This is a genomic window from Paenibacillus alvei DSM 29 (assembly GCF_000293805.1).
Taxonomy (GTDB): domain Bacteria; phylum Bacillota; class Bacilli; order Paenibacillales; family Paenibacillaceae; genus Paenibacillus_B; species Paenibacillus_B alvei.
In genome coordinates, this window is record NZ_AMBZ01000007.1 from 118,563 (window position 1) to 134,731 (window position 16,169).

2 protein-coding genes (1 of these 2 only partly in view) are annotated in these 16,169 nt (G+C 50.3%); both read left to right on the forward strand.

Going from position 1 to position 16,169, the window contains the following annotated elements:
• Positions 1-6,931, forward strand: partial view of a non-ribosomal peptide synthetase gene (locus PAV_RS22025; protein ID WP_157267146.1) — the 3' portion only. 5,618 nt of this gene lie to the left of the window's left edge; 6,931 of the gene's 12,549 nt are visible here — the last part of the coding sequence; its start codon lies beyond the left edge, outside the window; the stop codon is at positions 6,929-6,931.
• A gap of 53 nt (positions 6,932-6,984) precedes the next feature.
• Complete coding sequence (locus PAV_RS22030; protein ID WP_005549939.1) at positions 6,985-16,167, forward strand: non-ribosomal peptide synthetase; 9,183 nt, start codon at positions 6,985-6,987, stop codon at positions 16,165-16,167.
• The last annotated feature ends 2 nt before the right edge of the window (positions 16,168-16,169 follow it).

The window sequence follows — 16,169 nt, forward strand, 5'->3', positions numbered from 1 at the left end:
CGACGGAGGATCGCATTATGACGAGATACCGATCGGAAGGCCAATTGCCAATACTCAAGTCTATCTGTTAGATGAGTACATGCGGCCTGTTCCAATCGGGATTCCTGGTGAACTTTACATTGGTGGCAATGGTTTGGCACGCGGCTATTTAAACAAGCCTGAACTTACAGCAGAACGCTTCATACAGCATCCGCTTGGCTTGGATGGGACTCTATATCGTACGGGAGACTTGGCTAGATATAAGGAAGATGGCAATATCGAGTTTTTAGGCCGTACTGATTATCAAGTGAAGATACGAGGGTTCCGCATCGAACTTGGGGAAGTAGAGGCTGCACTGCGGCAGCAGCTACATGTGCAAGATGCTGTTGTCATCGCTTGTGAAGCTCGTCCAGGTGAACAACGGTTAGTCGCTTATGCAGTACCACAAGCTGGAAGACAGCTTGATGTCAACTCATTGCGCAATGCGTTGAAGGAGAAGCTGCCGATCTATATGGTTCCAGCTATGATTGTGGCATTATCCGAGCTGCCGATGACACCTGCAGGCAAAGTAGATCGCAGAGCACTCCCAGCTCCAGATTGGTCGGCGATAGAAGCTGCGGTTGAATATGCGGAACCACGCAATATAACAGAGTTACAGCTCTGTCGAATTTGGCAGCAGGTGCTTGGAATTGCTCGTGTTGGCATTCATGATAACTTCTTTGAATTAGGTGGAGACTCTATTCTTAGTATTCAGATCGTAGCTCGGAGTAATCAGGCAGGCTTAAAGCTGACACCGCGGCAAATGTTCCAGTATCAAACGGTAGCGGAATTAGCTACTATCGTCGAGTTTGCTGCACCTGTACAGGCTGAACAGGGGATCGTGACGGGTGAAGTATCCCTTACCCCAATTCAGCAATGGTTCTTTGAGCAGTCGATGACGGAACCTCACCATTGGAATCAGGCAGTCATGCTTACGATAGCGCAACCAGTAAATATTTTTGCTCTGGAGCAGGCATTCGTGCATTTGTTGAACCATCATGATGTACTGCGCGCACAATACGAGCGGACAGGGTCGGGCTGGGTGCAGAAAATAGCAGAGGCGAGTTCAGCGTATACAGTTGACAGATTCGACTTGTCCGCACTGTCAGCAGACGAGCAGCGTGATGCGCTACGAGCGCATGCAGACAAGTTGCAAGCGAGCTTGAATTTGACCGAAGGACCACTCTTCAAGTCGGTACTGTTCGACACAGGGGCGACGCAACCAGCAAAATTGCTATTGTTTGCACATCATCTGGTCGTGGATGGCGTGTCATGGAGAATTATCCTTGAAGATGTGCAGGCTGCTTACTCGCAACTCATACAGGATCAAACTGTAACACTGCCGCTCAAGACAACCTCATATACTGCTTGGTCTACAGAACTTCAGTCCTTTGCCCAGCAGCCGGGAGTGTTGCAAGAACTATCCTACTGGCTCGAACAGTCAGGTTCGGCTGAGCTACCGCTTGATTTTGAGCTGAGTGCACAAGATGTAGCAGCAGCGAATACGTTCGCTTCCGTGCAATCGGTTGAGGTGTCGCTCGATGAGCAAGAGACGAGAATGCTGTTGCAAGACATGCCAACGGTGTTCAAAACGCAAGTAAACGATGTATTGTTGACGGCATTGGCGCTTGCTGTCAAAGGCTGGACTGGGCAAGAAGCTGTACTTATTCATCTCGAAGGACATGGACGCGAGGAATTGGTCGGAGACATCGATCTGTCACGAACGGTCGGCTGGTTCACAGCTGTGTACCCGCTTAAGATCGATATCGAACATACAAATTCCCAATTGGATGCGCTCAAAAAAGTAAAAGAACAGCTTCGCCTAGTTCCAAAGCATGGAATCGGATACGGTTTGCTTCGCTATCTGAGTGAAGATGATGCCGTACGAGAACGGCTGGCGGCCATGGCAGAGCCGCACATTATCTTTAACTATTTAGGACAATTCGATCAAGTGATGCAGGATGGAACATTCTCTCTCGCTCATGAGTCAACAGGAACGATGCAAAGCCCGTCATCTCCAAGATCGAATCCGATTGAAATTAATGCGGCGGTATCGGGTGGCAAGCTGCAACTTACCTTTATGTACAGTGAGAACCTTCATAAGAAGGAAACATTGGAACGATTGGCCGCTGGCTATGTGCAGTCTGTGCGAGAAATATTGTGTATACCTCGCGCTGCGGAACTGTCTGTGCTTACACCGTCCGACTTTCCGCAGGCTTTGGTCGACCAACAGCAATTGGATACGATCATCGCCAGAATCACTCATTTGGAAGATCTATATGCACTGTCTCCAATGCAAAAAGGAATGCTGTTCCATACGTTATACTCCGAAGAATCATCAACCTATTTTGAACAAACGGCGTTCTCGATCAAAGGAAATCTGGATGTGATGCAGTTCCGCCGCGCTTGGCAAGAGGTAGTTAATCGACATTCCATCTTACGAACTCAACTCGTTGTGAATGGGGTGTCTGAACCGCATCAAGCCGTGCTAGCCGCGGTAGAGTTGCCGTTCGTAGAAGTGGATTGGCAGCATCTTGCGGCAGAGGAGCAAGCAGTTCGCTTGTCACAGTTCCTTCAGGAAGACATTGATCGCGGGTTCGACTTGACGCAGGCACCGCTTATGCGTATTACCTTATTCAAAGAGGCAGCGGATCGCCATTCGCTCGTATGGAGTCATCATCATCTGTTAATTGATGGCTGGAGCGTTCCGATCATACTATCCGAAGTCGTACATATGTACGATTCATATATGAAGGATGCTGCTGTAGAACTGAATGACGTACGTCCGTTTCGGGACTATATCGCCTGGCTGCAAGAGCAGGATATGGATCAAGCCCAAGCCTTTTGGCAGGATATGCTTCGCGGGATAAGTGAACCTACGCCGCTTCCGATGAAGCGTTCGTCGTCCAGTTCCTCGATAGCGGCAGACTGGAAGACCATTGGTTTGTCCCATATGCTGTCGGCACGTCTGAATCAAATCGCGCGCACGCAAAAAGTGACGCTCAATACGATCGTACAGGCAGCATGGGCGATTCTGTTGAGCAGATACAGTGGAGCGGAAGAAGTTATTTACGGTACAACGGTGTCTGGTCGGCCTGCTGATTTTGCAGGGGTCGAATCTATGGTCGGTCTATTCATTAATACGCTGCCAGTGCGTGTAGCTATCGATGAAGAGCAAGCAGTTCAGCAGTGGTTGAATCAGTTGAACAAGCAGATAGTCGACATTCGACAGTTCGAGTATAGCCCGCTCGTTCAAGTGCAAGGCTGGAGCGATGTGCCGAACGGAATTCCGTTATTCGACAGTCTTGTTGTATTCCAAAACTATCCGGTGCAAGACGTTCTGGAGCAAGATCATCCAGATGCGCTGCAGCTGCAAATCTCCCGTGCGTACAAACAGACGAACTATCCAATCACCTTGGTTGCGATACCTGGCGACGAGCTGCAGCTGCAAGTGTTGTTCGATCCGAAGCTGTTTACAGCTTCCAGCATAGAGAGCATGCTGCGACATCTAGGAACACTGCTGGAAGAGATGGCGAATCGGCCAGCACAGAAAATTGGCAATCTGCAGCTTCTCTCTGAACAGGAGCGCAAGCAGACATTGATGGAATGGAACAGCACTAGTACCGAGCTCCCGCTTGACAAAACTGTTGCGGAATGGTTTGCAGAGCAGGTGCGGATACAGCCGGACGCTGTTGCGATTGTATCTGAGGAGCAAGCCGTTACTTACGGCGAGTTAAGCCGCATGGCTGAACGATTAGCGTACAGTTTCATTCAAAATGGTGTTGCAAGCGGTGATATTGTAGCTATCTGCATGGAGCGTTCTATCGAATCGGTAGCAGGTATGCTTGGCATCTGGAAGGCTGGTGGGGCTTATCTTCCACTGGATTCGACTTATCCGCAGGAACGTCTGTCATATATGCTCGCCGAAGCGCAAGTGAAAGTGCTGCTGACGCAAGAGAGGGTACGTGAGCAGCTGCCTCCATTCGCTGGGCGTATCGTAGTGGCAGAACATGAACTGCAGGCTGTAGTGGGTGAAGGTGCTGAGGCGGATGGAGGATTTGAAGCAGTAGAAGCAGCTATTGGCGCTCAAGTTCAGCTTCCTGCAGCGGCTGGCATGGATCAACTGGCATACGTCATATTTACTTCCGGATCGACAGGTCAGCCGAAAGGGGTAGAGATTACCCACCGCGGCTTGATGAATCTGATCGGATGGCATCGCCGGACATATGACGTTCAGGCAGCCGACCGGGCAACAATGCTGGCAGGTGTTGCTTTCGATGCTTCCGTCTGGGAGTTGTGGCCTTATGTAACGGCAGGAGCCAGCATCTATATTGCAAATGAAGAGACGAGACTGAATCCGGTCGCTTTACGCAACTGGCTGCTCGAAAATGAGATTACACTCTCCTTCATTCCGACGCCGCTCGCTGAACCGATGCTGACGCTGGAGTGGCCGGATAGCTGCAAGCTGCGCGCCATCCTGACTGGTGGTGATCGACTTGCTCAATATCCGCCAGATACACTGCCGTTTGCCTTGCATAATCACTACGGCCCATCGGAATCGACTGTTGTTGCCACGGCTTGTCAAGTTCCGACGCAGTCCAGCAAGTCACCTAGCGAGAGTGCTCCATCCATCGGCCGACCGATCGCCAATATACGGGTATATATATTGGATCGCAAGCTGCGTCCGGTTCCGCAAGGAGTGCCAGGCGAGATGTATGTTGGCGGTGAGGGCCTTGCCCGCGGTTATATGAACCGTCCCGATCTGACGGCAGAGCGGTTCATCGACAGTCCGTTTGTACAAGGAGAACGGCTGTATCGAACAGGCGATCTTGCCAGACATTTGCCAAGCGGTGATATTGAATTTCTTGGACGCAATGACGATCAGGTGAAAATACGCGGCTATCGCATAGAGCTGGGTGAAATTCATGCGGCCATTGCGGAGCATGCAGCAGTACGAGAGGCTTCCGTCATCGTACGTGAGGATCGTCCAGGTGATAAACGATTGGTTGCATACATCGTGCTGCATCAGAAGCAACAGGATGACCAGCATGACCAGCATGACGGAGCAGTCCATTCCGTCCGCAGCTACTTGCAGGAACGGCTTCCTGATTACATGGTGCCGCTGGCTTTCGTCATACTTGATGCCCTGCCGCTGACGGCTAATGGCAAGGTAGATCGCAAGCAGCTGCCTGCACCTGCATGGGAACAGATGTTGAATGCGGGCTCGTATGTCGCGCCGCGCAATGAGGTAGAGCGCAGCTTGACAGCTATATGGGAAGAGGTACTCGGTATTGAGCAGGTTGGCATTCATGACAACTTCTTCGAGCTCGGCGGGGATTCGATTGTGAGCATTCAGATTATTTTCCGCTGCACCCAAGCCGGGTTGAAGCTGACACCGAAGGATCTGTTCGATCATCAGACGATCGCTCTCTTGGCAGAAGCGGTACAGATGGGCAGCGAACAAGGTCCAGTTGTTGGTGACATTCCATTAACACCGCACCAGCAATGGTTCTTCGAACTAGCAATGACGAACCCGCATCATGCGAACCAGTCCAGACTGCTGACAGTGCCGGAATCGATTGATATCACGTTGCTGTCACAAGCATTCCACAGCATCATTGTTCATCATGATGCATTGCGTCTGCGATTTGCGATAACAGATGGCATCGTAGAGCAAAGAAACGAAGCTGAGCCAGATGAGCATATATTGGAGTTCATTGACCTGTTTGATCTGTCAACAGCTGCACAGAAGGAGGCGATCAAGAGAGAGACAGAACGGCTGCAGCGGAGTCTCCATATAACCGAAGGGCCGATCATCCGCGCAGCGCTGTTCGACCTTGGACCGGGAATTCCTGCTAGATTGTTCATTGCCATTCATCACTTGGCAATCGATCACAGCTCGTGGCACATTCTGCTTCAAGATTTGCAGACAGCTTATGAACAATTGAGCAAAGATGGGACTGTTAAACTGCCGTTGAAGACGGCCTCGTTCAAATCATGGGCCGAGCAGCTGAAATCGCAAGTTCTGTCAGATAATGCGACATCGGAGCCGGAATTCTGGACATGCATGACGCAGCAAGAGGTGCCGATGCTTCCGGTTGACCGACATGTTGATCTGGATGTGATGGCCGATGTAACCACGATGGGAATGAGCAGCAAGCTGAACCTTTCCCTGACCGAGCAGGAGACGGCAGATCTGTTGCACCAAGCAACTGCGGCGTTCCGTGTCGAAGCACGGGAAATACTGCTCGCTGCTCTAGCCGTAACCATCTCATCATGGACGGCGCAGCGTTCATTGTTCGTTGAATTGCAGGAAGAGCGATTCATTGACAAGTTCAAATTGGACTTGTCACGCAGCGTGGGCTGCTTCAGCTATCAATTTCCATGGTGTCTAGAGCTAGGAGATAGCCAATCTGTTCAGGAAGTAATGGCTGCTGTCAAAGAGCAACTGCGTCGTGTGCCTGATAATGGAATCGGGTATGGACTGCTGAAATATGCAAGTCCGAACCGAGAGATGGCACGACAGCTTCGTGAGCAGGCGAAACCGTCAATTCGCTTTACTTATATCAAGCCGTCAGATCAGACATGGAACTCCGATTATTTTGGGCTTGCACAGGAATCCATCGGGGCTGATTGGTCGGAACATACACAGCTCGATGTTGCTCTCCATATAAACTGCTATCTCCATGATGACCAGCTTCAGGTGGAATGGTGCTATAACGCACATCTGTACGAAAGAGCGACAATTGAACGGCTGATGGCCGAGTTTGCAGAAACGCTTCGCACGATTATTTTGCAGAGTACGGGAACTCCTGTTGATGCATATTCTGCCGTTGATTTTGCCGAATTTGGTTGGGATCAATCTGAACTGGACGGCTTCCTTGACGCAATCAAGAAGCATTCCGGCTCCTGACAGCACAAGACATTCACCAGGTATTCTGATTCGGGAAGGATTGTGTATATACAATGAGCCTTAATCACATTGAAGATTTTTTCCCGCTTTCCCCTATGCAGCAAGGCATGTTATTCCATAGTTTATATGCGCCTGATTCTGGCGTATGCGTCGTCCAGTCCTCCTTGAGTTTCAAGGGGGATCTGGATCCATCCGCTTGGAATAAAGCGTGGATGCACATTGTACAGCGGCATGCTATATTGCGAGCTTCATTCATTAGTGACGATGTGAAAGAACCGATTCAAATTGTGAACCGTGAAGTTGAGCTTACGCAGGAACTTCTTGATTGGCGCTCCGTCCCAGAGGAGGAGCAGCCGCATCGTCTTGAAGCGTATCTACAAGCAGACAGAAGCAGGGGATTCGTGTTAAGCGAGCCTCCGCTTCTGCGGCTTGCTTTGATTCAGATGGCGGAACAGAGCTACACGTTTGTTATTACGATCCACCATCTACTTTTAGATGGATGGAGCCTTGGAATTCTGTTCCGCGAATTATTTACCCAATATGAATGTCTCCGTGCAGGAGTAGATGGAGTATTCGATGCTTCGCGGCCGTATCGCGATCATATCGCATGGTTAAAGAAACAGGATATGTCGAAGGTAGAAGCGTTCTGGCGCGATCAACTGCGAGGATTTTCAAGCCCGACGCCGATAGCAATTGGCCGAACTCCGGCACAAGTAGGGCAGCAGTATGACGAATGTTCGGTTATACTGCCTGAGGATATCACCGCAGAGCTGCAAGCATTTGCACGCCGTAATCGAATGACACTGAACACGCTTCTGCAAGGTGCTTGGGCGATTGTACTGAGCAGGAACAGTGGTGAAGAGGATGTTGTCTTCGGTTCAGTTGTTTCAGGCCGTCCTCACGACTTGCCGGGAGCAGAGTCCATTGTTGGCTTGTTCATCAATACATTGCCAGTTCGCGTTCAGGTGCCAGGTCATGCTACTGTTATTAACTGGTTCCGCGAATTTCAAGCTTATCAGACACAATTGCGGCAGTACGAGCACAGTCCGCTGCTGCAGGTACAGAATTGGAGTGAGCTGCCAAAGGGACAACGCTTATTCGATAGTATTGTCGTGTTCGAGAATTATCCGATTGACGGCAGTGTGATTGAACAGCAAGGGAATTTAAAGCTGGAAGCAGTGCAAAGCTTCGAGCAAACCGGATATCCTTTGACTATCGTCGCAGGACCAGGGTCAATGTTGAAAATTGAGATGCTGTATGCATGTGATCGATTCACAGGCGATGCTATCGAGAGGTTGCTGGAGCAACTGCAAGCTGTGCTGACAAGCATTGTCCACAATGAAAAGCGCACGCTTGCAGACCTGCCATCACTGCCTGAAGCAGAGTACCAGAAGCTGCTGCATGAATGGAATGATACCGCGCTGCCGCTTGCGCTTACAAGTCCCGTTCCTCATGGCGTGGCTCAGATGGCGCAGCAGCTGCCCGACCAGATTGCAGTATCAAGCTTAGACGTATCTATCACCTACCAAGAGTTGGATGAACGGTCTAATCAGCTGGCGAGATTTCTGCAGCAAGCAGGTGTCGGGAAAGGATCATTAGTAGGCGTTTGTGCAGAGCGCTCGGTTGAACTGATTGTCGGGCTGCTGGGCATTTTGAAAACGGGCGGGGCTTATGTTCCGCTTGATCCCGAATACCCGAAGGAGCGTCTGCAATTTATAGTAGAAGATACAGCGGTACAGGTATTGCTTACCCAGCAGCGGCTTCAAGATCGGCTGCCTGACCACGGCGCTCGGGTTATTTTCCTAGACACAGAATGGGATCAAATCGAACAGTATAATGCTCAAGCCTTCATATGTGAGGCAGATCTTGACGATGTGGCATATGTTATCTACACCTCGGGCTCAACAGGTAGACCGAAGGGAGTAGAGATTACACATTATGCTCTACTTAATCTGGTCAATTGGCATCAACATGCGTATAAGGTGACGGAGAGCGATCGTGCCACTTTACTGGCCGGTACTGCCTTTGATGCTTCTGTATGGGAAATCTGGCCGTATGTAACGGCTGGTGCAGGCCTGTTCATTCCGGACGAAGATACGAGGCTTATACCTGAACAATTGAGAGACTGGATTGTTGAGCAGCATATTACAATTAGTTTCATGCCGACACCGATTGGTGAAAGACTGCTTGACTTACCGTGGCCGAATCAGCTATCGCTGCGCGTGCTGCTGGTCGGCGGCGATAAGCTTCACCGCTACCCAGCAGAACAGCTGCCGTTCCAACTAGTCAATAACTATGGACCGACGGAGAATACGGTCGTTTCTACGAGCGGATTCATACCTGTCCGAAGAGATAGCGAAGAAGCGCCAACGATTGGTCGACCGATTGCCAATACGAAGGCGTACATATTGGATCGGCATCTGCAGCTTGTTCCTGTGGGCGCTGTAGGGGAATTGTATGTGGCTGGACAAAGTCTGGCACGAGGATATTGGAGGCAACCCGAATTGACTGCCGAACGATTCATCCGCAATCCGTTCGGATCATCACCTGATGAGCGGATGTATGCTACGGGGGATTTATGCCGCTATCGGACAGATGGAGAGATTGAATATATCGGCCGCAAGGACGATCAAGTAAAAATACGCGGCTTCCGTATTGAACTGGGTGAGGTGGAGACTGTTCTTGCCTTGCATCCTGCCATTAGCGAAGCATTGGCTGTTGTGCATCAGACGTCGGCGGGTGACCCGCGATTGGTTGCCTATGTTACGCTGGCAGACACGACTGCTATTGCGGTGCAAGGGGCCGAACTGCGCCACTATGTGAAGGAGCGGCTTCCGGATTATATGGTGCCTGCCTCTTTCATGATTATTGACGCGTTTCCGCTTACACCGAACGGCAAAGTCGATCGCAAGGCGCTGCCTGAACCGAATCTTACACTGGAAACCGAGACTTATGTCGCACCTCGTTCTGAAGTGGAACAACAATTCGCTCAGATCTGGTCGGATGTGCTTGGGATTGAACCGATCGGCATTCATGACAACTACTTTAGCCTGGGCGGCGATTCGATTGTAAGCATTCAGATTGTTAGCCGCGCCAAAAAACAAGGTCTGTATATTACGCCGAAGCAGCTCTTTGCTCATCCAACGATTGCAGAACTGGCACATGCAGCGGTGAAGATGCAGACGACTACAGCGGCACAAGGAGTCGTCGAAGGCTCCGCAGCGCTTACACCGATACAGCGCTGGTTCTTCGAGCAAGAGTTTTCAGCTCCGCAGCACTTCAACCAAGGCATGGTGCTGACCGTCAATCCGAAGTTAAGTATAGATGTGCTGCGGCATGCGATTGGCCATCTGGTTGCCCATCATGACGCGCTAAGAATGCAGTTTACGCGAAGTTCAGAGGGATGGGTGCAGCATAATGCGGGCATCTCGGAACAGATTCCATTCGCTGTAGTAGATCTGTCTCATCTGCCGCAAGACCAACAAGCGGAAGCGCTTGAACAGGCAGCTGATGAGGTGCAGCGTAGCATACAACTGGCTGAAGGAAATCTGATTAAGGCTGTTTATTTCCAGCTTGGGGAAGGTACTGCGGGGCGACTACTGTTGATTATTCATCATTTAGCGGTGGATGGTGTATCATGGCGCATTTTGTTGGAAGATTTACATAACGTTTGTGAACAATTAGTCGACAATGAACCTGTGGAGCTTCCAGCCAAAACAACTTCCTTCCGGGAATGGGCCGAGAAGCAGACGGAATATGCATGTTCGGCGGAAGTACAGGCAGATGCTGCTTACTGGTTCGGGGAACGAAACACGTACGAACCAGCATTCCCTGTGGATAGAGAAGGAGCAAGCACCGCCGCAACTGTTGAACAGACCGTTCGCATCCTGTCTGCCGAAGAGACGCGGCAATTGCTGCACGATGTACCTGCGGCTTATCGAACCCAAATTAACGATGTGCTGTTGACGGCACTGGCGCGTACGATGGCATGGTGGTCAGGGGATCAGAAGCTGCTGCTTCATTTGGAAGGGCATGGACGAGAAGAGGTAATTGAAGGAATTGACTTATCGAGAACGGTGGGTTGGTTTACTTCCATGTATCCACTCCTGCTTGAGCTTACGGAGCAAGATGAAGTCGGTGAACAGTTGAAATCTATTAAAGAACAGCTTCGTGCTGTACCAAATCGAGGTTTAACTTATGGGCTGCTGCGTTATGTAGCTCAACCACCAATGCTCAGGCCGTTTGAGGAGTACCCGTCACCTAAGCTTAGCTTCAATTATTTGGGTCAATTTGATCAGACGCTGGGATCCAGCGGAGATGCTCTGTTTAGCGTCGCTGCGGAATCTATGGGAGCTGAGGTTGATCCGTCAACCGTTCGTCAGCATTTACTTGATGTATCCGGCATGATTGTGGGCGGCTCGCTTCATGTGACGTGGGCGTACAGCGACAACAATTATAATTCACTTACCATTGAGCAGCTTGCGGATCGATATATGGAAGAACTGGTTGGAATCATCTCCCATTGCCAGCTACCTGATGCGGTAGGGGTAACGCCTTCAGACTTCCCGCTTGCCAAAGTTACGCAACAGCAGCTTGATCAAGTCTATGCTCGGAACAATGCGTTGCGAGATTTATTTCCGCTTACACCAATGCAGGAGGGAATGCTATTCCATTCGTTGGAGGCTCCGGAAGCGAGCCTATATTGCGAGCAGAGTGTATTTACGCTTCAAGGCCCATTCCAGGTGCGGTCATTCACGCAAGCTTGGCAGCAAGTGATGGCTCGGCATGCGATTCTGCGCACCCATGTAGAATGGGAAGGGCTGGAACGCCCGCATCTCGTACTTTGCGACGAGGCGCCGGTGAATGTGGAGGTGCTGGACTATCGTTCGCTTCCAGCGAAGGAGCGCAAAGAGATGTTGCAGAGCTTGCTCGTGGAGGATCGCCGTCGGGGCTTTGATTTCGCGCAGTCGCCACTGATGCGCTTCACGATTGTACGACTTGAAGACAATGTGAACCAGTTTATCTGGACATTCCATCATTTATTGCTTGACGGGTGGAGTGTGCCAATCGTCATTCACGAATTTTTCCTCTTGTATGAAGCGCATGCGGAGGGTACATCTGTAAGTCTTGATCCAGTACCTTCGTATCGCAATTATATTGCATGGCTCGACAAGCAAGATCAGAAGTTGGCAGAGGAATTTTGGAAGAGCTATTTGCAAGGAATAGAGAGCCCTACTGCCATAATGGGAGCGGCGGCTGCGGAACATAAAGAAATACAGTATGACGAGATGATGGTCGGAATTGGCGCCGTGTTGACGAACGAGCTTGACTCTTTTGCACGCAGTCAACAGCTTACGATCAGTACGTTAATCCAAGGGGCATGGGCACTTCTGCTCAGTCGTTATAGTGGGGAAGCAGACGTTATGTTCGGAACGACAGTTGCGGGCAGACCGGTTGATCTTGATGCGGTCGAAACGATGGTTGGCTTATTCATCAATACATTGCCAGTTCGTGTATACATAGAGCCGCACAAGCAAGTATTGCACTGGCTGCGTGAGCTGCAAGAAGTGCAGACCAACATGAGGCAGTATGAATATGCATCGTTAGCCCAGGTTCATAGCTGGAGTGAGGTGAAGCGTGGGACGTCACTATTCGAAAGTCTCGTCGTCTACGAGAACTATCCTGTGCTGCAGGCTTCACCGGAAGTAGCAGCAGCAATAGCCGAACTGGAGATGGAGTCAGCTCAGAAGCTGGAGTTGCTTGAAGTTAAGGCATATGAGCGGACGAATTATCCGATTACTGTAACGGTCATTCCTAGTCATGAGCTGGAACTGCGTGTCAGTTATGATGCTCATCGGTATAGTGAAGCAACGATAAGACAGATAACAGTACACTTAGAACGAATTTTGGCAGGCATAATAAAGCAATCTCATGACAGCATTCGTAACATCTCAATGCTAACCGAGGACGAGGAGCGTCTTCTGCTTCACCAATGGAATGATACGGCTGGGAATTACCCGCGCGATAAGACGGTGCATGAGCTGTTCGATGAACAAGCAGCACGTACCCCTGATTCAATTGCACTTGTGTTTGGGTCAGAGCAGCTTACTTACCGCGAACTGCAAGCGAGAGCAAATCAGCTTGCCCAATATTTGCGAAAGCATGGGGTCGGTCCTAATGTCCCTGTCGGGATTGCGTTGGAACGCTCATTTGATGCGATTGCAGCCCTGCTTGGTATTTTAAAGGCTGGAGGGACCTATGTTCCTCTTGATCCGGATTATCCGACAGAACGGCTTATGTTCATGGTGGAGGAGACAAACATTGCGCTGTTGCTCACACAGGATCGATTACAGCATAAGCTGCCTAAGACGGCAGCGAAAATGATTTTGCTGGATCAAGAATGGGAGATGATTGCAGAGCAAACGACGGATGCGCCTGAGCTGTCATGCGGTGCTGAACATTTGGCGTACATCATCTATACTTCAGGCTCAACCGGACGACCAAAAGGAGTATCTATCCCGCATCTCGGCATCGTTCGGCTTGTGAAAGGACTCGACTTTGCCCGGTTCGGATCAGGTGAGGTTATGCTGCAATTTGCCCCTATCTCCTTCGATGCGTCAACGTTCGAGGTATGGGGAAGCTTGCTAAATGGCGGTACATTAGCAATTATGCCTCCAGGGCTGCCTTCTGTTCAGGAGCTTGGCGAATATATGCAGAGCAATAAGGTTACCGTTGCTTGGCTGACAGCCCCGCTCTTCCATACGATGGTAGAGGAGAACTTGGACGGACTGTGTCAATTGAAGCAGCTATGGGCTGGCGGCGATACGCTAAGCATGGTGCATGTGCAGAAGGCGCTGGCATTAGACGGCTTGGAGTTAATTAATGGATATGGTCCTACGGAAAATACGACATTTACATGCTGTTATAGGTTCCCGCAAAAAATGGGTTCTATCATTCCGATCGGGAGACCAATCACGGGCACTACATGCTACATATTAGACAAAAACCAAAGTTTGGTGCCAATAGGGCTGCCTGGCGAGCTTTATATCGGGGGAGACGGATTGGCGCATGGTTACTTGCATCAGCCTGAGCTGACAGCGGAGAAGTTCGTAGACAGTCCTTTTGTACCAGGGGAACGCTTATATCAAACAGGTGATTTGGTTCGATATATGCCGGATGGAAATATGGAGTTCCTCGGACGCCTTGACCATCAAGTGAAAATCAGGGGTTTCCGTATTGAGCCTGGTGAGATTGAGAAGGAAATCAGCTCACATCCAGATGTTAGCCAAGCTATCGTTGTTGCAAAGACAAACGGCTCCAAAGAGAAGCGGCTGGTGGCGTATGCGGTGCAAGCTCAGGCAGGCGGACACTTGACTGGCGACAATTTGCGTGCCTATCTCAAGGAACAACTGCCGGACTACATGGTTCCGACTGTCATTGTGGTGCTGGATGAATTGCCACTGCTACCTAGCGGCAAAGTCAACCGCCATGCATTGCCTGAACCTGAGTTTACTTCTTCTCAAGGGTATGCAGCACCTACAGAGGAAGTAGAACGAATTTTGGCGGAAATATGGTCGAATGTGCTCGGGGTAGAGCAGGTTGGCATTCATGATAACTTTTTTGAACTGGGTGGAGATTCGATCCTAAGTATTCAGATTGTGGCACGTGCTTCGCAAGCAGGCTTGAAGCTGACACCGAAGCAATTGTTCCAATACCAGACGATTGCGGAGCTTGCGATGGTCGTGGAAACGACGACAACGGTTCAAGCAGAACAGGGATTGGTGCAGGGGCCGCTTCCGCTTACTCCTGTGCAGCACTGGTTTTTCGAGCTGCCGCTCGTCAACCGTGATCTTTGGAACCAATCGTTCATGCTGCAGCTGCACTCGGACTCAGTAAGCCCGGATATCGTACGACAAATGATCTATCATCTTATCAGCCATCATGATGCGCTGCGCATGAGATTTAACGAGGACGAACATGGCTGGACACAATGCAATGATGAGCTAGAACAGGCCGAGGTACCATTTGCACACTTCGATCTCTCCATGATGGAGCAGGTGGAGCAGTCAGCCAAAATCGAAGAGATCGCCGCCGGACTGCAAGCCAGCTTAAGCTTGTCTGGCGGGATTATGATGCGCGCTGCCTTGTTCGAATTGGGAGGAGGTCAACCAGCACGACTCTTCTTAACGATTCATCACCTTGTCGTAGACGGCGTATCGTGGCGCATCCTGCTGGAGGACGCTGAGCGAGTATATAATCAGCTAGCAGAAGGACATCCGGTAGAGCTTCCAGCCAAAACGACGTCATTCCGGCAATGGGCTCATATGCTTGCAGAAGAAGCGGCCAAGGGAGCATACAGACAGCAGCTCGAGTACTGGGAAGACATGGCGATGGCATGGGTACCGCGTCTCCCACTTGATTATCCAGTAAGCGATGACCAGATTCCGATGATCAATACTCATGCGTCATCTGAAGGCATCAGCGTTCAGCTTGATGCAGAGAGCACACAGAGATTGCTGCAAAATGTACCAGCCGTCTATCGGACGCGCATTGATGAAGTATTGTTGACTGCACTTCTTGCTGCCATGGAACGCTGGACAGGCAGCAGCACTCTGCTTGTTCATCTGGAAGGACATGGGCGTGAAGATATTGTGCAGGGAGCGGATCTGTCTCGTACAGTAGGTTGGTTTACTGCAATTTATCCGGTCTTGCTTGACGGAGGTTATGAGACGGAACCCGTATCCCGACTTCTTGCCGTCAAGGAGCAATTACGGGCAGTACCAGATCGTGGCGTAGGCTACGGTATATTGCGTTATCTCGATCAAGGAGAGCGAGGAAATCATACACTGGCGCAGTTCCCTACGGTGGAGGTGAGCTACAACTACTTGGGTCAGATGTCATCTATGTATGAGGAAGGCGGCTTATTCCAGCCGGCTTCTGAGTCAGGCGGGATGACACATGAACTATCCAATTCACGTCAGCACCTTATCGATGTGGCAGGAATGGTAGTCAATAACCAACTGCAGTTGATGATTACCTACAGTACGAATTTGCATCATAAGAGCACCATTGAGCAGTTAGCGAATGACTTTACTGAAACGCTTCACGCCATCATCGCAAATTGCCATCATTCTGCTGCAGATACGTTCACGCCTTCAGATTTCCCTGAAGCGGGACTGAGCCAGCAAGAGTTGGACTTGATCATGAAAAAAATGCATGGCGGGAGGAACAGCTAACG

Bases quoted from the DNA above. Each gene is read 5' to 3' on its own strand.
- PAV_RS22030 (WP_005549939.1), top strand. From the start codon at position 6,985: ATGAGCCTTAATCACATTGAAGATTTTTTCCCGCTTTCCCCTATGCAG.